Source organism: Arthrobacter sp. C152, assembly GCF_054890965.1.
Map to the genome: position 1 here is coordinate 33,830 of NZ_JBTZSU010000023.1, position 22,797 is coordinate 56,626.

Here is a 22,797-nt window from a genome sequence, read left to right on the forward strand (position 1 = left end):
CCGGTTCCTTGCCAATGAAGACGAAGGACAAGCATCATGAGCACCACCCAAACCCGCGTCGTCCATCCCCTGCAGGAAGCCGGGAGCGGTCCGCGGGATCCGAAGAAAGCAGCCATGAGCGGCTGGATCGGCAGCGCCCTTGAGTACTACGACTTCGCTCTGTACTCGCTGGCTGCCACCCTGATCTTCCCCACGATCTTCTTCCCGTCCGAGAACCCCACGGTCGGCATCATCGCCTCGTTGGCGACCTACGCCGTCGGCTATGTTTCCCGGCCCGTTGGCGCAGTGGTCCTTGGTGCCTATGGCGACCGGCACGGGCGCAAGAAGGTGCTCGTGTTCGCGATGCTGCTCATGGGCTTTGCAACCTTCGCCGTGGGGCTGCTGCCCACGTACGGCCAGGTTGGCCTGCTGGCCCCCTCGCTTCTGGTGCTCCTCCGCCTGATCCAGGGCTTCGCTGTGGCCGGCGAGCTCGGCGGCGCCAGTGCCATGATCGTCGAACACTCTCCCGATGCCAGGCGCGGCTTCTTCGCGAGCTTCAGCCTGCAGGGCACCCAGGTGGGCTCCATCCTGGCCACCGCCGTGCTGCTCCCGCTCGCCGCACTCCTGCCCTCCGAGCAGTTCGGGGCCTGGGGCTGGCGCATCCCGTTCCTGCTGAGCGCCGTCGTGATCCTGGCCGGGTACTTCATCCGCCGCCGCGTGCAGGAGCCGCCCGCCTATGTGGCGAAGTCGGGAGCTGCCGAAACCGCGCGCCGCTTTCCGCTCGTGGAACTCCTGCGCAGCCGGCCCGGAGTCCTGGTCCGCTGCATCCTCATGACCTTCACCAACGTCATCGGCATGGCCACCCTGGTCTTCGGCGTCTCCTACGCCACCCAGAAGGGCTACGGCAACGGCTTCTCCAGCAGCGAGTTCCTGTGGGTGACCCTGGTGGCCAACATCGCGGCGGTCGTGACCATCCCGCTGTTTGGCGCACTGTCGGACCGCATCGGCCGGCGCACGCTCATGGCGGCCGGCGGCGTGGTGGGCGGCCTGCTGGTGACCGGGTACCTGTGGGCCATCGAGCAGGGCAGCCTGCCGCTGGTGTTCGTCTGCGTCGTGGTTGTGCAGGGCATCTTCTTCCAAATGTGGAATGCCACGTTCGCCACCTTCTTCCAGGAGCAGTTCCCCATGCGGATCCGCGTGACCGGCTTCGCGGTGTCACAGAACATCGGGCTCATGATCGCCTCGTTCTTCCCGAGCATCTTCACCGCGATCGCCCCTCCGGGCTCCGCCAACGTGCCGCTCACCATCGGGCTGGTTACCCTCGGCATCTGCCTCGTCTCCGCCGTGGCCACCCTGATGTCGGCCGACACCAGGGGGAAGTCGCTGGAGGACCTCGAGGCCAGGAAGACCGGGACCGGCGTGTAGCGCAGGCCGGACAGCGCAGCAGGAGGGGACAGCAGCCTGTCCCCTCCTTTGTCTGTCTGCTGCGCCGGAGAGCAACTGTATAGATGTATACAAGTATGATTCTGCGTGGAGGTACATCATGCCGGAATCACCCACCCGGAACACCGGGGCCCACGTTGTCTACGCCGAACTGAAGCGGCGGATCCTCAACCTTGAGCTGAAGCCGGGGGAGCGGATCTACGAACCTGCCATGGCCACGGCGCTGCAGGTCAGCCGCACGCCGTTGCGGGAGGCCATCCGCCGCCTCATCTCGGAGGGCCTCCTGGAACAGCAGCCCACCGGCGGGGTGCTGGTGCCCGCGCTGGACGAGGCAGCGATTTCAGAACTGTACGAGGTCCGCGCAGCCTTGGAATCGCTCATGGCGCGCAACGCCTGCCTGAACGCGGCACCGGAAGACATCGAAGCGCTCGAGGCAATCCTCGACCGGAATGCCGCCTTGGTGAAATTCGCCGATGATGCGATGAAACAGGGCATGGCGCTGCACGCGAAGATCGCCGCGATCGCCGGAAATTCCTGGGCCCGCCGCTTCCACGACCAGATCTCCAGCCACATGGAGCGGTACCGCCACTTCACCAACAGCACGCAGGAACGCAGGGACCAGGCGCTGGCCCAGCACCGGGCCCTGGTCGAAGCCCTGTCCGGCGGTGACCCGGACAAGGCCGCCAAACTGGCCTTCGACCACGTCATGGGCGCCCGCGACGCTGCGGTCCGTGCCATGTCCGGCGACACCGCGGCGAGCTCATGATCGGCGAACTCGGGCGCCGATCGGCTACCGCCCTCCTGGTCCATTCCGCGCTGATCCAGGCCGTCACTTTCCTGGTCCGGCCCGCCGCCACCTACCGGGCCCTCGAACTGGACGTCCCCGGCTTCGCCCTCGGCCTGCTGGCTGCCAGCTACGCGGTCTTTCCCCTGCTGCTCGCCGTTCCCACGGGCGGCCTGGTGGACCGCCTGGGTGAGCGCCGGCTCATGGCGATCGGATCCGCCGTCGTCCTTGCCTGCTCCGCCTTCCTGCTGCTGTGGGGCTCATCGATCACGGCCCTGGTCATCGGCACTGCGCTGCTGGGCGCCGGGCAGCTGGCGTGCGTGGTGGGGCAGCAGGCGGTGGTTGCCAACAATGCGGCCTCATCCCGGATGGACTCCGCCTTCGGCTACCTGACCTTCGCCGCTTCCCTGGGGCAGGCGCTCGGCCCGTTGGCGATTTCGCTGGTGGGAGGGGCCACGGTCCGTCCCGATACGCAGGCGATCTTCCTGCTCTCCGTCGTCATGAGCCTGGTGCTCTTCGCCACCACCTTCCTTGTGTCTGCCCAGGTCGGCGGCGGGAACAAGGCTGTTGCGGCTGTGGGCAAAGGCAGCGCTGTGTCGCTGCTGAAGGCTCCCGGCGTCGCCCGGGCACTCGCCACCAGCGCTACCGTCCTGGCCGTGGTGGACCTGACCATGGTCTACCTTCCCGCACTCGGCACCGACCGCGGCCTCACCGCGGCCACCGTGGGCGCCATGCTGACCGTCCGCGCCGTGTTCTCCATGGTTTCCCGGCTCCTGCTGGGCCGGGTCTCACGGAGGATCGGCCGGATGAGGCTGCTGGTGGTGAGCCTCGCGCTGTCCACCGTGGCGCTTGCCGTGGCCGCGATCCCGATGCCTGCCTGGCTGCTTTTTGTCGTCATGGCGGTGCTAGGACTGGGGCTCGGCATCGGCCAGCCCCTGACGATGTCCTGGCTTTCCGCGCAGGCCCCCGCCGGCCAGCGTGGACGTGCGTTGGCCCTGCGGCTCGCCGGGAACCGGGTGGGCCAGGTGGTCCTGCCCAGTGCCATCGGCGGCGTCGCTGCCGGACTTGGTGCAGGCGGCGTCTTCCTGGCCTCGGCTGCAGTGGTGGGCGGGACGCTCCTGCTGCTACGGGGCGTGCAGCTGGACTGATTCGTGCCCCGCGTCAGGCAGGGCACGCTTTCAGGGAGAGTACGACGGCGGGACCCCGGGTTTCCGGGGCTTCCCCACCCCAGCTGGGCCGAAAGCGTGCCGTGCGTGACGCCGTCGTGCGCTCCGCCGCCTCCGGCGGGTGGGGCTCAGTAGACGGAGCCCTCGAGCAGTTCGGAGAGTCGGCTGGCGGCACGGCGCAGTTCTGGGACGTTGGCTTTGATCTTCTCCTCGGTCGTCGCCTCCGCTGGGCAGTTCAAGGCCATTGATTCGTTGGCGCGGCCGGCTCTGTTCGTCAATGCCACCCCTACGGAAAGCACGCCAACCACGCGCTCATTCGCAGAATAGGCGTAGTCACATCCAGGCTCGGGCAGCCGTGATTTCAGTTCCTCAACCGTGAATCCCTGCTCCTCGTGGCCGGAGGCGATAGCGGCCGCTACCACCTGCTGGAGTTCGGCATCAGTGGCGCCCGCGATCAGGATCTTTCCGGCCGCGCCACGAGTAAGGGGCAGGCGTTTACCCAGGGGCAGGTCATACTGCATGGGCGCTTTGCCCTGAACCCGCGCTACCAGGATCCGCTCAAACCCGAGGCGGGTGTGCAGGGAAACAGACATTCCGGTCTGGGCCGCGAGCTGCTGCAGAACCGGTCGTCCCGCGACCGCCAAGGGATCGTTTTCCAGGAAACTCTTTGCCGCCGGCAGGACGGCGGGGCCGATCCGGTAGGACTTGTCCTTCTGGCTGACCATCCCGAAGTCCTGGAGCACCCGGAGGATCCGCAGCGTGGTGGGCAGGCTCATACCGCAATTCCGCGCCAGGTCGCTGAGCCGCTGCGGCCGTTCTGCCCTCTGCAGTTCCGCGAAGACCTCCATGGCCCTTGAGAGGGAGCGCATGTTCGAGGACTTGGCGCCCTCTTCTGCCGGACCGGCCGTGGTGGAAGTCGTCGTCGCCATTCTTCCATTCTATGTAAGTTCCTTGCGCTTGACAGCTCCTGTGTCTCCTGTCACTATTTCTCAGTACGCAATATAGTTTCATTCTGTGAAATGCAATGACGCGCTGTGAAAAGGAAAACCATGACAACGGAGTCAGTCACGACGACAACAGGGAGCCCCACCCGGATCGCTCCCGGGGTGTTGGCGGGAATCGGCGCCTTCGCCGCCGTCGGCATCTACGTCCTGGTCAGTTCGGTCAGCCTGGGGCTCTGGACGTCCCTGGGCCCGGGCGCCGGACTATTCCCCTTCGCTATGGGGGCGCTCCTGGTCGCGATGTCGGCAGTCTGGCTCCTCCAGGAACTGCGCCGGCCCAGCGCCAAAGGTGAAGGCGTGGACAAGGGCGTGGTCATCTCCGTCGTGGCCAGCCTGGTCATCCTGGCGTCCGTCATGGACCTGCTGGGCTTCCAGTTGAGCATGTTCGCGTTCCTGCTCTACCACCTGAAAATCCGCGGACGCCGGGCGTGGGTCCCCTCCCTGATCATCGCCCTGGCGGGGAGCGTCGGAGCCTTTTACGCCTTCAACTACGGCCTCAACGTGGCCCTTCCCGTGTCGGCATTCACCCCGCTGAAACTGATCGGACTCTAGGCATGGAAACCCTCAATGAACTGCTTGGCGGCTTTGCCACCGCCATGACCTGGCAGAACCTGCTGTTTGCCTTCCTCGGGTGCCTGCTCGGCACCATCATCGGCGTCCTGCCCGGCGTCGGACCCGTCGCGGGCGTCGCACTGCTCATTCCGCTGACACTCAACCTGGACCCCGCCGGGTCCATCATCATGCTCTGTGCCATCTTCTACGGCACCCAGTACGGCGGCACCATCACCAGCGTCCTGCTGAACACCCCCGGTGAAGCGTCATCGGCCATCACCACCATCGACGGCTACGCCATGACCAGGATGGGGAGGGCCGGAGCGGCACTGACGCTGGCCGCCGTCGGCTCCTTCATCGGCGGCACCATCGCCACGGTGGGCCTCGTGGCCGCCGCCAAGCCGCTGGGTGAGATGGGCCTCCTGGTGGGGCCGCCGGAATTCTTCGCGCTCATGGTGGTGGGCATCTCGCTGCTGGTCGCCCTGGCCGGAAAGTCCATGGTCAAGGCCCTGATCTCCGGCGCCCTGGGCCTGCTGATCTCCATGGTGGGCATCGATCCCGTGGCCGGGGCTCCGCGGTTCACTTTCGGCATCGACAACCTGATGGACGGCGTCAGCTTCGTGGCCGTCATCGTCGGTGTCTTCGGGCTCTCCGAAATCCTCTCCTTCCGCCGGAACGAGCCCACCCCGGTGGTCCACGCCCCCGGGTTCCGGCAGCTCTTTCCGTCCCGAACCGAATGGCGCCGCAGCGCACCTTCCATGGCGCGGGGGACCGGCGTCGGCTTTGGCCTTGGCCTCATCCCCGGCATGACCGGATCCGTGTCCTCGCTCCTTTCCTACGCCACGGAAAAGCGGTTCTCCCGCTTCCGCCACGAGCTGGGCAAGGGGGCCGTGGAAGGCGTCGCCGGCCCGGAGACAGCCAACAACGCGCACGCCAATGCCGCCCTCATCCCGCTGTTCACCCTCGGCATCCCCGCCTCGCCTACCATCGCGGTGCTGATGGGCGCCTTCCTGCAGCAGGGCCTCACCCCGGGGCCCAGCCTGTTCACGGAGCACTCGGAGATCGCTTGGGCCATCATCGCCAGCCTCTTCATCGGAAACGTCCTCCTGCTGCTGCTCAACGTCCCGCTCGTGGGTCTGTGGACCTCCATCCTCCGGGTGCCCACGCCCATCCTGACCGCAGTAATCCTCGTCTTCATGGTCATCGGCGCCTACACCATCAACTTCAGCGTCTTCGATGTCTACGTCATGATCGGGTTCGGCCTCCTGGGCCTGGCGCTGCGGAACCTTGACATTCCGCTGGCACCCATGGTCCTGACCCTGGTGCTGGGACCGCTCATGGAGCGCTCCCTGCGCGAATCGCTGGAAATCTCGCAAGGCGATTTCACCGTCTTCACGAGCCGTCCCATCTCCGCGGTGCTGATCGCCGTTGGCCTGCTCATCATCTGCAGCCCCCTGCTCAAGCTCCGCAAGCCCAAGGCCCTCATGGAGGACCCGGAAGCCTGATCCCCATACCCGCATTTCCCGCACCACTTCAAAGGAGAAGACCCATGTCACGCAAAAAGATTTTCGCAGCGGTAGCGGCTGCGTCCCTGCTCGCCCTCACAGGCTGCGGCGCCAACGCCGGCGCAAGTAATTCCGGTGCAGCCGCCGGCGACTTTCCCAAGAAGGGCAAGTCCATCGACCTGATCGTCGCCTTCTCGTCCGGCGGGGCCGTGGACACCGCGGCCAGGCTCATCCAGCCGGTCCTCGAAAAGGAACTCGGCACCAACGTGGAGGTCATCAACAAGCCCGGCGCCGGCGGCCAGATCGGCTACACGGCCCTGACCAGCGCCAAGCCTGACGGCTACACCATCGGCGCCACCGGATCCCCCTCGGTGGTGGTCTCGCCCCTGGACCCCGCCCGCGGAGCGAAGTACACCCGCGAGAGCTTCCAGCCGCTGGGCCGGCAGGTCATCGACCCCACCGTCATCGCCGTCCAGCCGGACAGCCCCTACCGGACCCTGAAGGAGCTGCTGGACGCCGTCAAGGCCAAGCCGAAGTCATTGACCGCCAGCACCACCGGCATCCAGACCGGGGAGCACTTTGCCCTGGCCCAGATCCAGGAAAACACCGGCTCGGAATTTGCGCCGGTCCACTTCTCCGAGGGTGCCTCGCAGGCCACCACAGCATTCCTTGGCAAGCACGTGGACGTCCTGGTGGCCAACGTCAGCGACGTGAACGACCTCAGCAAGCAGGGCAAGGCGCGGGTACTGGGCGTCATGTCCGGCGAACGCGTTCCGTCCCTGCCGGACATCCCCACGTTCAAGGAATCCGGCTACGACCTGACGGCCGGGACCGCACGCGGATACTCCGCTCCCGCGGGGCTGCCGGATGACGTAGCCAAGAAGCTGGAGGCCGCGATTGAAAAGGCCATCGAGGACCCTGCCGTGGTCCAGAAGATGAAAGACCTCGGCCTGCAGACCAGCTACCTCAACAGCACCGACTACCAGAAGTTCTGGGCAGGCCAGGAAGACGACTTCAAGAAGGTCCTTCCCCAGGTCCAGAAAAAAGACTGACCCCCGCCCTACCTGAACGGAAAGATCCATCATGACGACTCCAGCCCTTGACGCCACCGGCGCGGACTTTGCACGCCCCGAACGGGACATCATCGAACGGCTCGCCAAGCTGCCCGCAGCCAACATCGGCGATGCCATGGACCGCCTAGGCGTTGCGGACTCCGCCATCCAGGCTGTCTGGCCGGGAGCGAAGCTCGCCGGGCCTGCGTTCACTGTGTGGACCCGGCCCGGCGACAACAAGGGGATCCACCAGGCCCTGCAGCAGGTCCGTCCCGGAGACGTCATCGTGGTGGCCGGCGGCGGCGATGAATCCCGCGCCCTCCTCGGCGAACTGATCGGCGAGCGTGCCATCAACCTCGGCGTCGCGGGTTTCGCCCTGGACGGAGCAGCGCGCGACGCCGAGGCGCTGGGTGAGATTGGCATGCCGGTCTTCGCGAGGGCTACTTCGCCCGCCGGCCCCTACAAGGATGGCCCGTTCAGGCTGGGGACCGCCGTCGCCTTCGGCGGGGTACCCGTCCTGCCCGGCGATGTCATTGTCGGCGATTCGGACGGCGTGGTGGTCATCCCGCGGGAGCAGGCCGCCGCCGTCGCCGAGGCTGCCGAAGCAGTCTTCGCGGACGAGACAAACCGCCGCCAGGCCATCGTCGCCGCCCGCAATTGAACCTGAACAGTTCCAGAGAAAGAACAGAGCAAACCATGACAGCGTGCACCGTCATCGGCCTCGGCGAAGCCGGAGCCACCTACGCCGCGGCGCTGACCGCGGCAGGCCACACAGTCACGGGCTTCGACCCGGTAGCCCCTAGCACCCCGGAGGGAGTCACCCGGGCAGCAACCGCAGCCGAAGCCTGCACCGGAGCCGAGATCGTCCTGGTGATGACGGGAGCCGCCGCAGCCCGCAGCGTGGCCCGGGAGTGCCTGCCGGTCCTCGCCGCCGGCAGCGTCTACGCCGACTTCACATCCTCGTCTCCTGGCGCCATGCAGGAACTCGGCCAGCTGCCGAGCAAAGCCAGCTTCGCCGACGTCGCCATCCTCGGGCCGGTCTCGGCGCTCGGGGAAAAGACGCCGCTGATGGTCAGCGGCCCGGGCGCGCAGGCGGTGGCAGACCTGCTTCGCCCGCTGGGTGTCGACGTCGAAATCACCGAAGGCGGGCCCGGCGCTGCCATGGCGCACAAGCTGCTCCGAAGCGTCCTGATGAAGGGACTTGCCGCCGTGGTTGTCGAGGCGGTCAATGCCGGGAAAGCCGCAGGACTCGAAGACTGGATCCGCGGCCAGATCGCCAACCAGCTCGCCGGCGACGGCCAGGCCGTCATCGACCGGTTCCTGGCCGGCACCCCCAAGCACGCGCTCCGCCGGTCACGGGAGATGCAGGAAACTGCCGCCTACCTTTCCGAGCTCGGGGTGCCCTCGGAAATGACCGCCGCGTCTGCGGCCGCCCATGCGCGCATCGCTGAGCAGGACTCCGAGCCGGTGTTGCGCTGACCCCAAGGTCGGACAGAATCAATGAAGAGGACTGTTTTGGCTAACCGCGCAAAGAACCGCACCGCAACGTCAGGAGCATGGACATGATCGGCGTCTGGGCCCTGGGGGCATACCTGGCCGTCATCCTGCTCTGGACCACTCTGATCAAGCGCAGCGTGGGCGAGGCCATGATCCTGGGATTCCTGGTGGTGCTCCCGTTCACCGGTTCCGCCGCCGCGCAGGTCGGCTGGTCGGCGCTCTACTCGGCGGCCACCGACGAAATTGTGTACGCCACCATGGCATTCGTGTTCATGGGCTACCTCCTGGACAAGGGCGGCGTCCTGGACCGGCTGATCGACCTGCTGAACTCCCTCATCGGCGGGGTTAAGGGCGGCCCGGCCTGGGTTTCCACGGTTGCCTCCGCAGGCCTCGGCGGGGTGGTGCACAACCAGGCCGCCATCGCCGCCACGGTGGGCTCCGTGACCATCCCCTGGATGGAAAAGTCCAAACTGGACAAGCCGGCCGCGGCCACGCTGGTGGCAGGCAACGCCGGGATGGGCATTACCTTCCCGTTCAGCGCCTCCATGTTCGTCCTGGTGGGCTCCGCCACGGTGGGGCCCCTGCTGAACATCAACGACCTCGTCATCCCCCTGTTGTTCGGCGGCCTCTGGTGCTTCCTACACCGCCTCATCGTCACCTGGCTGCTGATCCGCAAGAGCGGAATGGCCCCCCTCGACCCGGCCCACCGGCTGTCCGTTCGGGCCGCCTTTGGCCAGGGCTGGGCCACGCTCCTGCTGTTCGTCGTCGTCGCCATCCCCCTGGTCATCACCTCCGGCTTCCTCACGTCGGCATTCTCGGACTGGACCGGCGGCGACGTCAGCAAGTCCGTTAGCGTGATCGTCTGGATTCCGGTGGTCCTTCTCATCACGGGTGCACTGCTGGGCCGGAAACGACTGCCCCGCACCGGCCGCGCCTGGGGCGACCTGCTGCAGGGTTCGGCCCCGCGGTTCGGAATCGTCGGCGTCACGGTGCTCTTCGCCTTCGCCGGAGCCAACGCGCTCGCCGCTACGGGCCTCCCCAAGCAAATGACGGCCCTGCTGAACGGGATGAACCTTCCCCTCTGGCTGCTCGCCATCCTGGTCGGGCTGATCGTCGTCGCGGTCGCGGCCCCCCTGTCTGCCACGGCCACCATGGCTGCCGTTGGAACGGTGGGCGTCGCGGCCCTGGTCGCTGCCGGCGTGCCGGCCACCACCGCAGCCGTTGCCGTCCTGGTCTTCTCCTCCTGTGAGGCAGCGGTCCCACCCGGCGGTGCGCCGCTCTACGTTGCCTGCGGCATCGCCGACGTCAACCCCATCAAGACCTTCGCCCGCCTGCTCACCCACTATGCCCTGCCCCTGCTGGTCATCGGCGTGCTGATCATCCTCGGCATTCTGCCGATCTAAGGACCCATCATGAACACACCCCGAAGGTTCACCGAAACCGTCTTCACCCTTACGCTCGGAGCCCTCCTTCTCGGCGGCGTCCTGTTCGTTGCCGGACAGGCCGCCGGCCTGGTGGCCGGGCAAAACGGCTGGCTGGAGTTCTTCAACACGTACATCAAACCGCCCATGTGCATCGCGGCCTCAGTGTGTGCCATCGCCGGTTTCCTGCTCAGCTACAACCGCCCCCGCAAGCAGGCCACGCAGCAGCAGGAAGCAACCACCCGATGACTGGCCGCGGAACGTTTCCCACCTTCGCCGATCTCCTCCAACGGGAGGGTGACCTGTCAGGGACATCCTGGGGGCTGTTCCCGGAACCAGGCCGGGGCACACCGTCCTTCATCACCGCCGATACCGTTCTGGCCGCCAGGAACAGCATCCGGACCGGGACCGTGTTCGGCCTCGACTATCCGGCCGACGCGTTCGATCCCGGCATGTCACTCAAACGCAGTGCGCCGCGGCACACCATCTACTCCTCGCATCCGGCGCATCGCGACGACTTCCTGGACGGCTACTACCTGCAGGGATCCACGCAGATTGACGGGCTCCGGCATCGCCGCGCCGACGACGTGGGGTTCTACAACGGCACACCCGATGACCTGATCACTGAGGGCACGCCGGACCTCGGTATCCAGGAATGGGCCGAACACCCGATCACGGGCCGGGGCATCCTGGTGGACCTCGACGGCTTCCGGAACGGCCTGGGGGAGCCCATCGACCACGCAGCCGGGGAACCCCTCACCGTGGACCTGGTCCACGCGGCCATGGAATCCCAGTCCCTTACTGCCCTCCCCGGAGACATCCTCATGCTCCACACCGGGTGGTGCGAGTGGTTCCTTGCCCTTGGTCCTGCCGAAAAGCAGCGAGTCCGTGAGAGCCGCAGGGCTTCCGGCGTGGCCCAGTCGCAGGAGTTCGTGGCTTGGGCCTGGGACACCCGGTTCGCGGTGGTCGCCGCCGACAACTTCGCGTTCGAGTGCCTGCCCGTAGTCCCCGAAAGCCCCTACCGGTCGACGGCCATCAACGACCACGGCATGATGCACCAGCAGCTCCTGGCCAAGCTCGGCATGCCCCTGGGTGAGCTGTGGAAACTCGGGCCCCTTGCCCGGCACATGCGGACCAGCGGCAGGTGGGACTCTTTCATCAGCATCAAGCCGCTGAATATCACCGGCGGCACCGGCTCCCCGGCCAACGCCACCGCCATCGTGTGACCTGGAGACGGGAGCGTCACGCGGGGCACGCTTTAAGGCAGCGGACGACGGCGGGACCCCGGGTTTCCGGGGCATCCCCGCCTCAGGCGTGCCGAAAGCGTGCCGTGCGTGACGCCGTCGTACGTCCTCCTAGGGCAGCCGGGAAGGCCGCAGCAGGCTCGCCTCACCGGCCCGGGCCGGGTCCAGCGGCACCGGGCTGACCAGCACGGCCGGCCCCCGGTGCAGGAAGCCGCCGGAGAGAGCCCGGCAGCGGATGCCGCCCCGCCCCCGCATCGCCGGGTGCGCACCGGGGGCCAGCATTTCGTTCATCCACGCGCAGGGCTGGGCGTGCCGGCCGCCGTGGAAGGACACCGCGGAACCGCCGGATTCCAGCATGAAGTCCTGCCCCAGCAGCGGGGCCAGCTGCGCTCCCCGAAGGATCACGTTCCGGCGGCTCAGCAGGGGGTCGAAGGGTGCGGCGCCGAGTTCGGCGGCGATGGCCTCGAGGGATTCGACGGCGAACAGGGTCACCGCAGCGTCCATATGCGCGGCCTTGCCGAAGAACCGGTCGCCCACGATGCCCTTGCCGGCCACCACCTCGGCCTGCTCGGCATCGGTTGTGGGAACGTTGGCCGCACCATCCCGGGCGCGGCCAAAGTAGGCGTGCGCCGGAGACACCAGCAGGTGCAGGATCTCGACGTCGTACCGGTAGTTTTCGGACATACCACCTACCGTAAGCGCGGACTCAGGCGCCGACATATGCCGCCAGGTGCTGCCCGGTGAGTGTGGCGCGCCCGGCCACCAGCTCGGCCGGCGTGCCCTCGAAGACGATGCTGCCGCCGTCGTGGCCTGCTCCCGGGCCGATGTCGATGATCCAGTCGCCGTGCGCCATCACCGCCTGGTGGTGCTCGATGACGATGACCGACTTCCCGGAGTCCACCAGCCGGTCCAGCAGCCCCAGCAACTGTTCGACGTCGGCCAGGTGCAGGCCCACGGTGGGCTCGTCGAGGATGTAGACGTCCCCTGCTTCGGCCATCTGCGTGGCCAGCTTGAGCCGCTGGCGCTCGCCGCCGGACAGGGTGGTCAGCGGCTGGCCCAGGGAGATATAGCCGAGGCCCACGTCCGCCAGTCGCTCAAGGATCTTGTGCGCCGCCGGCGTCTTGGCCTCACCCTCGGCGAAGTAGGTGAGCGCCGCCTCCACCGACATGTCCAGCACGTCCGCGATGTTCTGCCCGCCCAGGGTGTACTCGAGGACGGCGGCCTGGAACCGGCGCCCCTCGCAGTCCTCGCAGGTGGACTCGACCGTTGCCATCACGCCGAGCTCGGTGAAGATGACGCCGGCGCCGTTGCAGGTGGGGCAGGCGCCCTCCGAGTTGGAGCTGAAGAGCGCAGGCTTCACGCCGTTGGCCTTGGCGAAGGCCTTGCGGATGGGCTCGAGCAGGCCGGTGTAGGTGGCGGGGTTGCTGCGGCGGGAGCCCTTGATGGCGCCCTGGTCGATGACGATGACGCCGTCCCGCTTGGCCAGTGAGCCGTGGATCAGCGAGCTCTTGCCGGACCCGGCAACGCCCGTGACCACGCAGAGCACACCCAGCGGCACGTCAACGTCCACGTCGCGCAGGTTGTTCGTTGACGCACCGCGGACCTCGAGCGCCCCGGTGGCACTGCGAACCGAGTCCTTGAGCCGGGCGCGGTCGTCCAGGTGCCGGCCCGTGATGGTGCCGCTGGAACGCAGCCCGTCGACGTCGCCCTCGAAGACGATCTCGCCGCCGCCGGTGCCGGCGCCCGGGCCGAGGTCGACGACGTGATCGGCGATGGCGATCATCTCAGGTTTGTGCTCCACCACCAGGACGGTGTTGCCTTTGTCCCGCAGCTGCAGCAGGAGCGTGTTCATACGCTCGATGTCGTGCGGGTGCAGGCCGATGCTGGGCTCATCGAAGACATAGGTGACATCGGTGAGGGAGGAGCCCAGGTGCCGGATCATCTTGGTCCGCTGCGCTTCGCCGCCGGAGAGGGTGCCGGCCGGGCGGTCCAGGGAAAGGTAGCCCAGGCCGATCTCGGCGAAGGAATCCAGCAGGTCCCGCAGCCCGGCCAGGAGCGGCCGGACGGAGGGCTCGTCGAGGTCCCGGATCCACTGCGCAAGGTCGCTGATCTGCATGGTGCACAGGTCGGCGATGTTCTTGCCGTTGATCCGTGAGTTGAGCACCTCCGGGGTCAGCCGGGTCCCTCCGCAGTCCGGGCACACGGCGAACGTGACGGCGCGTTCCACGAACCGCTTCACGTGCGGCTGCATCGCCTCCACGTCCTTGGACAGCATGGACTTCTGGATCTTCGGGATGATGCCCTCGAAGGTGAGGTTGACGCCCTCGACTTTGATCTTGGTGGGCTCGGCGTACAGCATCGTGTCCAGCTGCTTCGCGGTGAACTTCGCGATCGGCTTGTCCATCGGCAGGCCCATGCCCTGGAACAGGCGGCCGTACCAGCCGTCCATGGAATAGCCGGGGACGGTGAGGGCGCCCTCGTTCAGGGATTTCGAGTCGTCATACAGCGCAGCCCGGTCGATGTCGCTGATGTTGCCCATGCCCTCGCAGCGCGGGCACATGCCGCCCAGGTACGTCACCTGCCGGACCACGTTCTTTTCCACCCGGCCGCCCTTTTCCGTGCTCATGATGCCGCTGGCCTTGCGGGTGGGCACGTTGAAGGAGAAGGCGGTGGGCGGCCCCACGTACGGCTTGCCGAGCCGGCTGAACAGGATGCGCAGCATGGCGTTGGCATCGGTGGCGGTGCCGACGGTGGAGCGCGGGTTGGCGCCCATCCGTTCCTGGTCCACGATGATGGCCGTGGTCAGTCCCTCCAGCCGGTCCACGTCCGGACGGGCCAGGCTGGGCATGAAGCCCTGGACGAAGGCGCTGTAGGTTTCGTTGATCATGCGCTGCGACTCGGCGGCAATGGTGGCGAACACCAGGGAGCTCTTTCCCGAGCCGGACACGCCCGTGAAGGCGGTGAGACGGCGCTTGGGCAGCTCCAGGCTGACGTCTTTGAGGTTGTTCTCGCGCGCGCCTTGGACCCGGATCCGGTCATGGGTGTCGGCGATGTGCACCTGCTTGGTCTCCAGGTCTGCGTCCGTGCTCATAAAAGTCCCCCTCCTCGTGGGCGGCACCGACGGAAGGCTGCGCTCGCAGCCTGCCGTCGGCGTCGTCCGTTATATACGTTGCTGTTATATGCCTAGGGCTGCTGGTTGATTCGGACGGTGTTGCCGGCCGGGTCGCGGAAGGCGCAGTCGCGGATGCCGTAGGGCTGGTCGATGGGTTCCTGCACGACGTCGGCCCCGCTTGCCTCCACTTTCGCGAAGGCGGCGTCCACGTCGGGGGAGGAGAGGACGATGGTGGCGTAGGTGCCCTTGGCCATCATCTCGGTGATGGTGCGGCGTTCGTCATCGGTGATGCCGGGGTCCACGGCCGGCGGGTGCAGGACGATGGAGACGTCTGTCTGGCCTGCCGGGCCCACCGTGATCCAGCGCATGGTGCCCCTGCCGACGTCGTTGCGGACTTCGAAGCCCAGGGCGTCCCGGTAGAAGGCCAGCGACGCGTCCGGATCAGTGGCGGGAAGGAAGGTTGAGGAAATGTTGATGTCCATGGCAGTCATGCTAGTAACGGCTCAGGGGCGGGCGCTTCTCGATTCCTGACCGGTCTGGTGACCTGTTTTGCCACGCATGCCGGGATGCCCGCCACGGACGCCGCGGCCTCCTGCTTGTAGACGCTGGGCGGCATGCCCACCAGTTCGCTGAACCGGGTACTGAAGGTTCCCAGCGAGGAGCAGCCGACGGCGAAGCACACCTCCGTGACGCTGAGGTCGCCTTTCCGGAGGAGCGCCATGGCCCGTTCGATCCGGCGGGTCATGAGGTAGCTGTACGGCGATTCGCCGTAGGCCAGTTTGAAGCGGCGGCTGAAGTGCCCGGCCGACATGTGGACATCCCTGGCCAGCGACTCCACGTCCAGCGGCTGCGCGTACTCCCGGTCCATCCGGTCCTTGACGCGCCGCAGCTGGGTCAGCTCGCGGAGGTAGGGGTCGGTGGGTGGGCTGCTGGTCACAGCTCTGATCGTGCTACGCGGTGCGGGAGTTGTCCAGACGTGCCCGGGATCACGGCCCAGCGGGCAAAATCCGGCAGGCGCGCAAGATATGATTGTCCTGCCGGACAGCATGACGTCCTCGCCCTGTCAGGGCTCGAGTAAACGCCGTTCCCGGCACACAACACAACCTCAATTACTTGCCTTACCCCTGCCCAATTGCTGTGCGGGAGCCATCTTGAAAGGGACGCCATGGAACTGCTGTGGGAAATCGCCGGCTGGGCTGGAGCGGTTGCGATTCTCAGTGCATATCTCGCTGTTTCCATGGGGTGGTTGAAGGCCGGGAAGGGCTTCCAGACGGCCAACCTGTTCGGCTCCGTGGCATTCATCATCAACGGAACGCTGCACGGAGCCTGGCCTTCCGTGGTCACCAACGTCGCCTGGTTCATCATCTCGGCTGTGGCGCTGGTCCGGATGCGCTCGGTGGATGGGCCTGCCGAGCCCGCCGAGGCCACCCATGTTCAGTACCCCGGCGTACCGGATTCGACCGGACAGATGGCCGTCGTCGAGGCGGTTGAAGCGCTCACGGGTTCGATCCCCGTGGTGGCGCCCATATCCTCGGCAGCAGACGCCACCCTCGCGGCGTAGTCCTTCCGCAACACGTACGACGTCGGACCGGCGCCTTGGTGCGCATGTCCCCGCTTTATCCTATTGACAGGACAAAGCGCGGGCCCGTACTTTCTTTAGAGCGCTCCACTTCTTGTATGGGGGCTTTTTCAAAGGAGAGAACCGCATGCGCCTGGGCGTCTACAACGCAATCCTGCACGACCGTCCCCTGTCGGAAGCTTTGAAGGTCATTGCCGATCTCGGCCTGACCGGCATTGAGATAAACACCGGCGGCTTCCTTCCCGCGGTGCACGTGCCGAACTTTGATGAGATCCTCGCCAGCGACGCTGCGCGAGATGAGTACCTCGCGCTGTTCGAGGGCTCTGGAGTCTCCATCGCCGGGCTGAACTGCAACGGCAACCCGCTGCACCCCAACCGGGAGATCGGCGAAAAGCACGCCGAGGACGTCCGCCGGTCAATCCGCCTCGCGCACCGCCTGGGCCAGAACCGCGTGGTCACCATGTCCGGCCTGCCCGGCGGCGAGCCCGGCGCCACCGTGCCCAACTGGATCGTCAACGCCTGGAACTCCGCTGCGCTCGATGTCCTGGACTACCAGTGGGACATTGCCGCAAAGTTCTGGAAGGAGATCGACCAGCTGGCCCGGGAACTCGACGTCAAGGTCGCCCTGGAACTTCACCCGCAGAACCTGGTCTTCAACACCGCCGACGTCCGCAAGCTCATCGAACTGACCGGCGCCACCCACGTGGGCGTTGAGCTGGACGCCTCGCACCTGTTCTGGCAGCAGATGGATCCGGTAGCGGTGGTCCGTGAACTGGGTCCGCTGGTGTTCCAGGCAGCTGCCAAGGACGTGCGGGTGAATCCGCGAAACGCGGCGCGGTACGGGGTGCTGGACAACAGCTTCCGCCGGCTTTCCCCGGACGAGGACCGCACCAACCTGGGCGGCGACGAATGGGTCAACGAATGGCCCAGGGACTCCGCCTGGGATTTCGTTGCCCTGGGACGCGGGCATGACACCGCCTACTGGACCGAGTTCCTGCGGGCGCTGTACGAGGTGGACCCGGAGATGCTGGTGAACATCGAGCACGAGGACGTGTCCCTGGGGCGCATCGAAGGGCTCCAGGTGGCGGCGAAGGTCCTGCGGGACGCTGATGCCGCGCTGCGGGAGTCCCTGGTCTCGGGCTAACTCCCTCCTTTTGACTGCGGCCCGGCAATACCCCAGGGATGCCGGGTCGCGCCGTTCGGTGACTTCCCATTACGCCGCACGCGTGTTGCGCTGGTCACATCCATTTGCTTCTTGGGCGCACTCCTGACCAACCTTGCATCACATCTTTTACAGCGCTTGTCAGCGCGTGCCCAACGGAGGAGCACCACCTATGACTGACGTTCTCTGGTTTTCTGACCTCGGCCTGTCCGACCTTGACCAGGTTGGCGGCAAGAACGCATCGCTCGGAGAAATGGTCCGGAATCTTGCCTCAGCAGGGGTTAAGGTACCGGGCGGTTTCGCCACCACAGCAGACGCTTACCGACGGTTCCTTGGCGAGTCCGGCCTCGACAGCCGGATTGAAGGCATCCTCGACGGCCTGGACAGCGGCGATGTGGCCGCTTTGACCGTGGCCGGGAAGCAGATCCGCGACCTCATCCGCAACACCCCCTTCCAGCCCGGCTTCGAGGAGCAGATCCGGTCCGCCTACGACCGCCTCACCGCCGAGCACGGCGGGGATGTGTCCTGGGCGGTGCGTTCCAGCGCCACGGCCGAGGACCTGCCGGACGCTTCTTTCGCGGGGCAGCAGGAGACGTTCCTGAACATCCGCGGCGTGGAGAACATCCTGCTTGCCATCAAGGACGTCTTCGCCTCGCTCTACAACGACCGGGCCATCGCCTACCGCGTACACCACGGCTTCACGCACTCGGAAGTGGCACTCTCGGCCGGCATCCAGCGCATGGTGCGTTCCGACGTCGGCGCTTCCGGCGTGATGTTCACCATGGATACCGAATCCGGCTTCAACGACGCCGTCTTCATCACCTCGTCCTACGGCCTCGGCGAGGCTGTGGTCCAGGGTGCCGTGAACCCGGACGAGTTCTACGTGCACAAGCCGGCCCTCGCGGCCGGGCGCCCTGCCGTGCTCAAGCGGGGCCTGGGCGAGAAGGCCGTGCAGATGACTTACACGGACTCCAGTGAAGTGGGCAGGACCGTGGACTTCGTCCCCGTCCCGCAGGATCTGCGCCGCCGCTTCAGCCTGACGGACGCCGAGGTTGAGCAGCTTGCCCGGCATGCGCTGGCCATTGAGGCCCACTACGGCCGCCCGATGGACATCGAGTGGGGCAAGGACGGCGTGGACGGCGAGCTGTACATCCTGCAGGCCCGCCCCGAGACCGTGGAGTCCCGCAAGGCCTCCGGCACCATCTCCCGCTACACCCTTACCGAGCGCTCGAACGTCCTCGCCGAGGGCCGTGCCATTGGCCAGCGCATCGGCGCCGGGCAGGTCCGCGTGCTCACCTCGATCGACCAGATGGCCTCCTTCCAGGCCGGCGACGTCCTGGTGGCCAACATGACCGACCCGGACTGGGAACCGATCATGAAGAAGGCCGCAGCGATCGTGACGGACCGCGGCGGACGTACCTGCCACGCGGCGATCATTGCTCGCGAACTGGGGATTCCCGCCGTCGTCGGCACCGGCAAGGCCTCCCAGGTGCTCAAGGACGGCACGCCGGTCACCGTGTCCTGCGCCGAGGGCGAGGCGGGCTTCGTCTACGAGGGGCTGCTGGACTACACGCTGCAGGAAACCAGCCTGGACACCATGCCCGAAGCGCCGGTCAAGATCATGATGAACGTGGGTACTCCGGAGCAGGCGTTCAGCTTCGCCAAGCTGCCGAACCACGGCGTGGGCCTGGCCCGCCTGGAGTTCATCATCAACCGCCAGATCGGCATCCACCCGAACGCGCTGCTGGCCGTGGCCGGCGAAGTGGAGCGTCCGGCGTCGCTTTCGGACTACACGGTGCGGCAGATCCGCGAGAAGACCGCAGCCTACGACGGGCCGCGGGACTACTACGTGAAGCGCCTGGCCGAGGGCATCTCCACGATCGCCGCGGCCTTCGCCCCGGAACCGGTGATTATCCGGATGTCCGACTTCAAGTCCAACGAGTACGCCAACCTGCTGGGCGGCCCGGCGTTCGAACCGTCGGAGGAGAACCCGATGATCGGGTACCGGGGTGCCTCCCGGTACCTGTCGGAGTCGTTCCGCCAGGCGTTCGAGCTGGAATGCGAAGCGCTGAAGTTTGTGCGCAACGAGATGGGCCTGACCAATATCAAGCTCATGGTCCCGTTCGTCCGCACCCTCGACGAGGCCCGCGGCGTCACCGAGCTGCTCGCCGCCAACGGCCTGCGCCGGGGCGAGAACGGCCTGGAGATCGTGATGATGTGCGAGCTGCCCGCCAACGCGCTGCTGGCCGACGAGTTCCTGGAGTACTTCGACGGTTTCTCCATCGGCTCCAACGACCTGACCCAGCTCACCTTGGGCCTGGACCGCGACTCGGCACTGGTGGCCGACGGCTTCGACGAGCGGAACCCGGCCGTCACCAAGCTCCTGGAGATGGCCATTTCCGCCTGCCGTGCCAAGGGCCGGTACGTGGGGATCTGCGGGCAGGGCCCCAGCGACCACCCGGACTTCGCCGAGTGGCTCCTGGGCCAGGGCATCAGCTCCATCTCGCTGAACCCGGACGCGGTGACAGAAACCTGGCTCCGCCTGGCACGCTCCGGCACCCGCTCAGCGGTCTAATGCCGGACGCCTCCTGGCGGGACACCACGGGGGCGGGCAGCACGTCCGCCCCCGTGGTGTTCTTCCTTTCGGACAGCACGGGCATCACCGCCGAGACGCTGGGCAACACCCTGCTGACGCAGTTCCCGGCCCAGCACCTGGAACGCCGGAGCATCCCTTTCATCACCACCGTGGACCAGGCGGAGGAGGTGGTGGCCGTCATCAATCAGCTGGCCGCCGCCGGCCCCCGGCCCATCGTCTTTTCCACCACCGTGGGCCGGGACATCCGCGCGGTCCTGGCCCGGAGCCGCGGTCATTTCTTCGACCTGATCGGTGCGCACATCGGCCAGCTGGAGCAGGCTCTCCACGCGTCCGCCAGCGGCCAGCCGGGCAAGGCGCACGGCCTTGGGGATGCCGTGCGCTATCAGTCGCGCATGGCCGCCGTCGAATACGCCATAGAGCACGACGACGGCCAGTCGCTGCGTGCGCTGGAACGCGCCGAACTGATCCTGATCGCTCCCTCGCGCTGCGGCAAGACTCCCACCACCATGTACCTGGCCCTGCAGCACGGCATCCTGGCGGCCAACTTCCCGCTGGTGGAGGAAGACTTCGAAAGCCTCTCCCTGCCCAAACCCCTGCGGCCGTTCTCGCACAAGTGCTTCGGGCTGACGTCGGTGCCGGTGCGGTTGAGCCAGATCCGCCAGGAACGGCGCCCCGGGAGTAACTACGCCTCGCTGTCCCAATGCACGTTCGAATTACGCAACGCTGAGGACATGTACCGGGTGAACAAGGTGCCGTACGTGAACTCCGCGTCCATGTCGGTGGAGGAGATCTCCGCAACCGTCCTGCAGAGGATGCAGCTGCACCACTGAGGGTGTGCCTCTCTTAGCGTGCGGGCCTCGGCATGTCAGGTTGGGGTCTATGGCTTTTCCAGGTCCCCTGTCTGGGAACGGCAAATTGGACCCTGATCTGACGCTCTCTCAGCTGGTTCCTGACGTCAGTTTGGGGTGTACTTCAACAGGCAATTGTGGCCCCTCAACTCGCGCACCTTGCGGCTACTTGGGGGCAGGAATGTCGAGCAGGGTTTTGTATCCGTCGATGTGGTGGAACATGCGTCGCCCTGCTGGCCCTTTTTGCACTAGCCACAGTATTGACCCGTCTGAAGAGACTGCGTCGACGGTTCCTGAAATGGGGTCATCGTGACTGTCCGGGAGGAGCAGGGAGATGCTGTCCCCTTCAACCAGTTCACGCCAGTCCGGTACAACCGGTGGACGCTAGCCGTAGTGGGGGAGTGCCTGTGAGGTGTGGGGCGATTCGTTTTTCGGCTTAAGTCGCATGGCGTCTTTCCTTTAGTGGTTGTGGAGGACAACGTAAATGGCGGCGGGACCGTGGTCGTGGTCCCGCCGCCGTTTCGCGCGTTTTTCCTCCGGGGTTAGGAGGCTGTGAGGTGGATCAGTGATGCGGCGGAGATGACGGTGGTGACGCCGCCGATGCGGGTGGAGATTTGGGCGAACGGCATGAGGTTCATGCGGTTGGAGGCGGAGAGGATCGCGACGTCCCCAGTGCCGCCGAGGCCGCTGTGGCAGACGGTGACCAAGGACGCGTCAACTGGGTACATGCCGAGTGCTTTGCCGACGTAGAAGCCCACGACTGCCATGGTGATCACGACGGCCATGCAGGTGATGACGTAGCCGATGGAGAGGACGCTGATGACGTCGGCCATGGGGACGTAGAGCATGCCCAGTCCGATCATGGTGGGGTAGATCAGGTGTTTGGAAACGATGGCGTACACCGCGCGGGCTGAGCCTTCGACGCTGGCGGGGACGATGCCGGCGACCTTTAGGATGACGGAGAAGACGATCACCAGGACAGGGGCGGGCAGGTGCAGGAAGGGTTCGGCCAGGCAGGCCAGGACGTACATGCCGCAGATCAGCAGGATGCCCATGGCGTAGTTGGGGTTGGTCGGAACGTCGTGGCTGGTGTCCTGGACGATGTCGGCCTTGGTTCCGGCTTTGGGTTTGACGAGCATTCCGCCGCCGTCGAGTTCGGCTCTGCGTTCGCCGAGGCGGCGGAGCAGGCCGGCGAGGATGATGGCGACGATGTTGCCGATTACGGCTGCCGGAATGAGCTGGGCGATGAAGTCTTTTGGTGTTCCTCCCAGCGCGTTGGAGTAGGCCGCTGAGAGCGGGATGACGCCTTCGCCGATGCCGCCGCCGATGATGGGGACCACGATGTAGAAGAGGGCCCGTTGGAAGCTGTAGCCGAAGAGCATGGCGACGCCGATGCCTGCGGCAACGGCTGCGGCTGTTCCTGCCACGAGGGGCGGGAAAATGCGGACCAGTGCGCGGAGCATCGTGGTCCGGTGCATGCCGAGGATGCTTCCGACGACGAGGGTGGCGATGACGAAGTAGAGGAAGTTGGCGTTTTTCATCAATGCTGTCGTGGCGTCGAGGATGTTGCTGTTGAATACGCCGAAGTAGACGAGCAGTGATGGGACCATCAGGCAGACGAGGGCGCCGCCCCCGATCTTGGAGATGATCGGGAGTTTGTTGCCCAGGGGGCCGAGGAGCATCCCGAAGGCGGTGATGACGGCGAGGCCGCCGATCATGTCTTTGGGGATTAAACCGAGGGCGCCTGCGGTAATGACGATGCCTGCCAGCAGGACGGGAACGATCAGCGGAACACCGCCGAGGGTGAATCTGGCTAGTGCCGGGGTTGTTTCCTTACTTTCAACGTTGGTACTCAT

21 protein-coding genes are annotated in these 22,797 nt (G+C 66.4%); 15 read left to right on the top strand and 6 right to left on the bottom strand.

The window, feature by feature from the left end:
• The first annotated feature begins 36 nt into the window (after window positions 1–36).
• From ACYSM9_RS15090 to ACYSM9_RS15100, 3 genes are all read left to right on the top strand, one after another.
• Window positions 37–1,404, top strand: coding sequence for an MFS transporter (locus ACYSM9_RS15090; protein ID WP_461857764.1), 1,368 nt, complete (start codon window positions 37–39; stop codon window positions 1,402–1,404).
• Between the two features lie 118 nt (window positions 1,405–1,522).
• Complete coding sequence (locus ACYSM9_RS15095; RefSeq protein WP_461857765.1) at window positions 1,523–2,188, top strand: GntR family transcriptional regulator; 666 nt, start codon at window positions 1,523–1,525, stop codon at window positions 2,186–2,188.
• Entirely contained in the window at window positions 2,185–3,354 is a 1,170-nt protein-coding gene (locus ACYSM9_RS15100; protein WP_461857767.1) for an MFS transporter, read from the top strand. The genes ACYSM9_RS15095 and ACYSM9_RS15100 overlap by 4 nt, the downstream gene beginning before the upstream one ends.
• 146 nt (window positions 3,355–3,500) lie before the next feature.
• On the opposite strand, the gene ACYSM9_RS15105 is transcribed toward ACYSM9_RS15100, so the two are convergent.
• A complete protein-coding gene (locus ACYSM9_RS15105; protein WP_461857768.1) occupies window positions 3,501–4,301 on the bottom strand; it encodes an IclR family transcriptional regulator in 801 nt (266 codons plus the stop codon).
• Between the two features lie 120 nt (window positions 4,302–4,421).
• On the opposite strand from ACYSM9_RS15105, the gene ACYSM9_RS15110 reads away from it, so the two are divergent.
• The 8 genes from ACYSM9_RS15110 to ACYSM9_RS15145 all read left to right on the top strand — a co-directional run bounded on the left by ACYSM9_RS15110 (window position 4,422) and on the right by ACYSM9_RS15145 (window position 11,626).
• Window positions 4,422–4,925 (top strand): tripartite tricarboxylate transporter TctB family protein, encoded by a 504-nt coding sequence (locus ACYSM9_RS15110; protein WP_461857769.1) that lies wholly within the window; start codon window positions 4,422–4,424, stop codon window positions 4,923–4,925.
• A 2-nt stretch (window positions 4,926–4,927) separates the two neighbouring features.
• Window positions 4,928–6,430, top strand: a complete 1,503-nt coding sequence (locus tag ACYSM9_RS15115) for a tripartite tricarboxylate transporter permease (RefSeq protein ID WP_461857770.1) — start codon at window positions 4,928–4,930, stop codon at window positions 6,428–6,430.
• Between the two features lie 44 nt (window positions 6,431–6,474).
• Window positions 6,475–7,482 (top strand): tripartite tricarboxylate transporter substrate binding protein, encoded by a 1,008-nt coding sequence (locus tag ACYSM9_RS15120; RefSeq protein ID WP_461857771.1) that lies wholly within the window; start codon window positions 6,475–6,477, stop codon window positions 7,480–7,482.
• A 31-nt stretch (window positions 7,483–7,513) separates the two neighbouring features.
• Window positions 7,514–8,143, top strand: coding sequence for an RraA family protein (locus tag ACYSM9_RS15125; protein WP_461857772.1), 630 nt, complete (start codon window positions 7,514–7,516; stop codon window positions 8,141–8,143).
• 35 nt (window positions 8,144–8,178) lie between these two features.
• Window positions 8,179–8,961 carry an NAD(P)-dependent oxidoreductase gene (locus ACYSM9_RS15130; RefSeq protein ID WP_461857773.1) on the top strand — a complete coding sequence of 261 codons (783 nt, stop codon included), beginning with the start codon at window positions 8,179–8,181 and terminating at the stop codon, window positions 8,959–8,961.
• An 83-nt stretch (window positions 8,962–9,044) separates the two neighbouring features.
• Complete coding sequence (locus ACYSM9_RS15135; protein WP_461857774.1) at window positions 9,045–10,382, top strand: TRAP transporter large permease subunit; 1,338 nt, start codon at window positions 9,045–9,047, stop codon at window positions 10,380–10,382.
• A 9-nt stretch (window positions 10,383–10,391) separates the two neighbouring features.
• Window positions 10,392–10,649 carry a hypothetical protein gene (locus ACYSM9_RS15140; RefSeq protein WP_461857775.1) on the top strand — a complete coding sequence of 86 codons (258 nt, stop codon included), beginning with the start codon at window positions 10,392–10,394 and terminating at the stop codon, window positions 10,647–10,649.
• On the top strand, window positions 10,646–11,626 hold the full coding sequence (locus tag ACYSM9_RS15145) for a cyclase family protein (protein ID WP_461857776.1): 981 nt from the start codon (window positions 10,646–10,648) through the stop codon (window positions 11,624–11,626). Before ACYSM9_RS15140 ends, ACYSM9_RS15145 begins: the two co-directional genes overlap by 4 nt.
• Before the next feature lie 129 nt (window positions 11,627–11,755).
• On the opposite strand, the gene ACYSM9_RS15150 is transcribed toward ACYSM9_RS15145, so the two are convergent.
• From ACYSM9_RS15150 to ACYSM9_RS15165, 4 genes are all read right to left on the bottom strand, one after another.
• Entirely contained in the window at window positions 11,756–12,328 is a 573-nt protein-coding gene (locus ACYSM9_RS15150; RefSeq protein WP_461857777.1) for an MOSC domain-containing protein, read from the bottom strand.
• Between the two features lie 22 nt (window positions 12,329–12,350).
• Window positions 12,351–14,735 (bottom strand): ATP-binding cassette domain-containing protein, encoded by a 2,385-nt coding sequence (locus ACYSM9_RS15155; protein WP_461857778.1) that lies wholly within the window; start codon window positions 14,733–14,735, stop codon window positions 12,351–12,353.
• A 92-nt stretch (window positions 14,736–14,827) separates the two neighbouring features.
• A complete protein-coding gene (locus tag ACYSM9_RS15160) occupies window positions 14,828–15,247 on the bottom strand; it encodes a VOC family protein (protein ID WP_461857779.1) in 420 nt (139 codons plus the stop codon).
• Window positions 15,244–15,693, bottom strand: coding sequence for a helix-turn-helix transcriptional regulator (locus tag ACYSM9_RS15165; RefSeq protein ID WP_461857780.1), 450 nt, complete (start codon window positions 15,691–15,693; stop codon window positions 15,244–15,246). The genes ACYSM9_RS15160 and ACYSM9_RS15165 overlap by 4 nt, the downstream gene beginning before the upstream one ends.
• 228 nt (window positions 15,694–15,921) lie before the next feature.
• Here ACYSM9_RS15165 and ACYSM9_RS15170 point away from each other — a divergent pair, with 228 nt between their 5' ends.
• The 4 genes from ACYSM9_RS15170 to ACYSM9_RS15185 all read left to right on the top strand — a co-directional run bounded on the left by ACYSM9_RS15170 (window position 15,922) and on the right by ACYSM9_RS15185 (window position 20,923).
• Complete coding sequence (locus ACYSM9_RS15170) at window positions 15,922–16,317, top strand: CBU_0592 family membrane protein (protein WP_461857781.1); 396 nt, start codon at window positions 15,922–15,924, stop codon at window positions 16,315–16,317.
• 145 nt (window positions 16,318–16,462) lie between these two features.
• On the top strand, window positions 16,463–17,479 hold the full coding sequence (locus ACYSM9_RS15175; protein ID WP_461857782.1) for a sugar phosphate isomerase/epimerase family protein: 1,017 nt from the start codon (window positions 16,463–16,465) through the stop codon (window positions 17,477–17,479).
• Between the two features lie 190 nt (window positions 17,480–17,669).
• Window positions 17,670–20,072, top strand: coding sequence for a phosphoenolpyruvate synthase (ppsA, locus tag ACYSM9_RS15180; protein WP_461857783.1), 2,403 nt, complete (start codon window positions 17,670–17,672; stop codon window positions 20,070–20,072).
• Window positions 20,072–20,923 carry a pyruvate, water dikinase regulatory protein gene (locus ACYSM9_RS15185; protein WP_461857784.1) on the top strand — a complete coding sequence of 284 codons (852 nt, stop codon included), beginning with the start codon at window positions 20,072–20,074 and terminating at the stop codon, window positions 20,921–20,923. Before ppsA ends, ACYSM9_RS15185 begins: the two co-directional genes overlap by 1 nt.
• Window positions 20,924–21,483: 560 nt before the next feature.
• On the opposite strand, the gene ACYSM9_RS15190 is transcribed toward ACYSM9_RS15185, so the two are convergent.
• On the bottom strand, window positions 21,484–22,797 hold the full coding sequence (locus ACYSM9_RS15190; RefSeq protein WP_461857785.1) for a 2-hydroxycarboxylate transporter family protein: 1,314 nt from the start codon (window positions 22,795–22,797) through the stop codon (window positions 21,484–21,486).

Coding starts and splice junctions, on each gene's coding strand:
- ACYSM9_RS15090 (WP_461857764.1), top strand. CDS start 37: ATGAGCACCACCCAAACCCGCGTCGTCCATCCCCTGCAGGAAGCCGGG.
- ACYSM9_RS15095 (WP_461857765.1), top strand. CDS start 1,523: ATGCCGGAATCACCCACCCGGAACACCGGGGCCCACGTTGTCTACGCC.
- ACYSM9_RS15100 (WP_461857767.1), top strand. CDS start 2,185: ATGATCGGCGAACTCGGGCGCCGATCGGCTACCGCCCTCCTGGTCCAT.
- ACYSM9_RS15105 (WP_461857768.1), bottom strand. CDS start 4,301: ATGGCGACGACGACTTCCACCACGGCCGGTCCGGCAGAAGAGGGCGCC.
- ACYSM9_RS15110 (WP_461857769.1), top strand. CDS start 4,422: ATGACAACGGAGTCAGTCACGACGACAACAGGGAGCCCCACCCGGATC.
- ACYSM9_RS15115 (WP_461857770.1), top strand. CDS start 4,928: ATGGAAACCCTCAATGAACTGCTTGGCGGCTTTGCCACCGCCATGACC.
- ACYSM9_RS15120 (WP_461857771.1), top strand. CDS start 6,475: ATGTCACGCAAAAAGATTTTCGCAGCGGTAGCGGCTGCGTCCCTGCTC.
- ACYSM9_RS15125 (WP_461857772.1), top strand. CDS start 7,514: ATGACGACTCCAGCCCTTGACGCCACCGGCGCGGACTTTGCACGCCCC.
- ACYSM9_RS15130 (WP_461857773.1), top strand. CDS start 8,179: ATGACAGCGTGCACCGTCATCGGCCTCGGCGAAGCCGGAGCCACCTAC.
- ACYSM9_RS15135 (WP_461857774.1), top strand. CDS start 9,045: ATGATCGGCGTCTGGGCCCTGGGGGCATACCTGGCCGTCATCCTGCTC.
- ACYSM9_RS15140 (WP_461857775.1), top strand. CDS start 10,392: ATGAACACACCCCGAAGGTTCACCGAAACCGTCTTCACCCTTACGCTC.
- ACYSM9_RS15145 (WP_461857776.1), top strand. CDS start 10,646: ATGACTGGCCGCGGAACGTTTCCCACCTTCGCCGATCTCCTCCAACGG.
- ACYSM9_RS15150 (WP_461857777.1), bottom strand. CDS start 12,328: ATGTCCGAAAACTACCGGTACGACGTCGAGATCCTGCACCTGCTGGTG.
- ACYSM9_RS15155 (WP_461857778.1), bottom strand. CDS start 14,735: ATGAGCACGGACGCAGACCTGGAGACCAAGCAGGTGCACATCGCCGAC.
- ACYSM9_RS15160 (WP_461857779.1), bottom strand. CDS start 15,247: ATGACTGCCATGGACATCAACATTTCCTCAACCTTCCTTCCCGCCACT.
- ACYSM9_RS15170 (WP_461857781.1), top strand. CDS start 15,922: ATGGAACTGCTGTGGGAAATCGCCGGCTGGGCTGGAGCGGTTGCGATT.
- ACYSM9_RS15175 (WP_461857782.1), top strand. CDS start 16,463: ATGCGCCTGGGCGTCTACAACGCAATCCTGCACGACCGTCCCCTGTCG.
- ppsA (WP_461857783.1), top strand. CDS start 17,670: ATGACTGACGTTCTCTGGTTTTCTGACCTCGGCCTGTCCGACCTTGAC.
- ACYSM9_RS15185 (WP_461857784.1), top strand. CDS start 20,072: ATGCCGGACGCCTCCTGGCGGGACACCACGGGGGCGGGCAGCACGTCC.
- ACYSM9_RS15190 (WP_461857785.1), bottom strand. CDS start 22,797: ATGAGTACCAACGTTGAAAGTAAGGAAACAACCCCGGCACTAGCCAGA.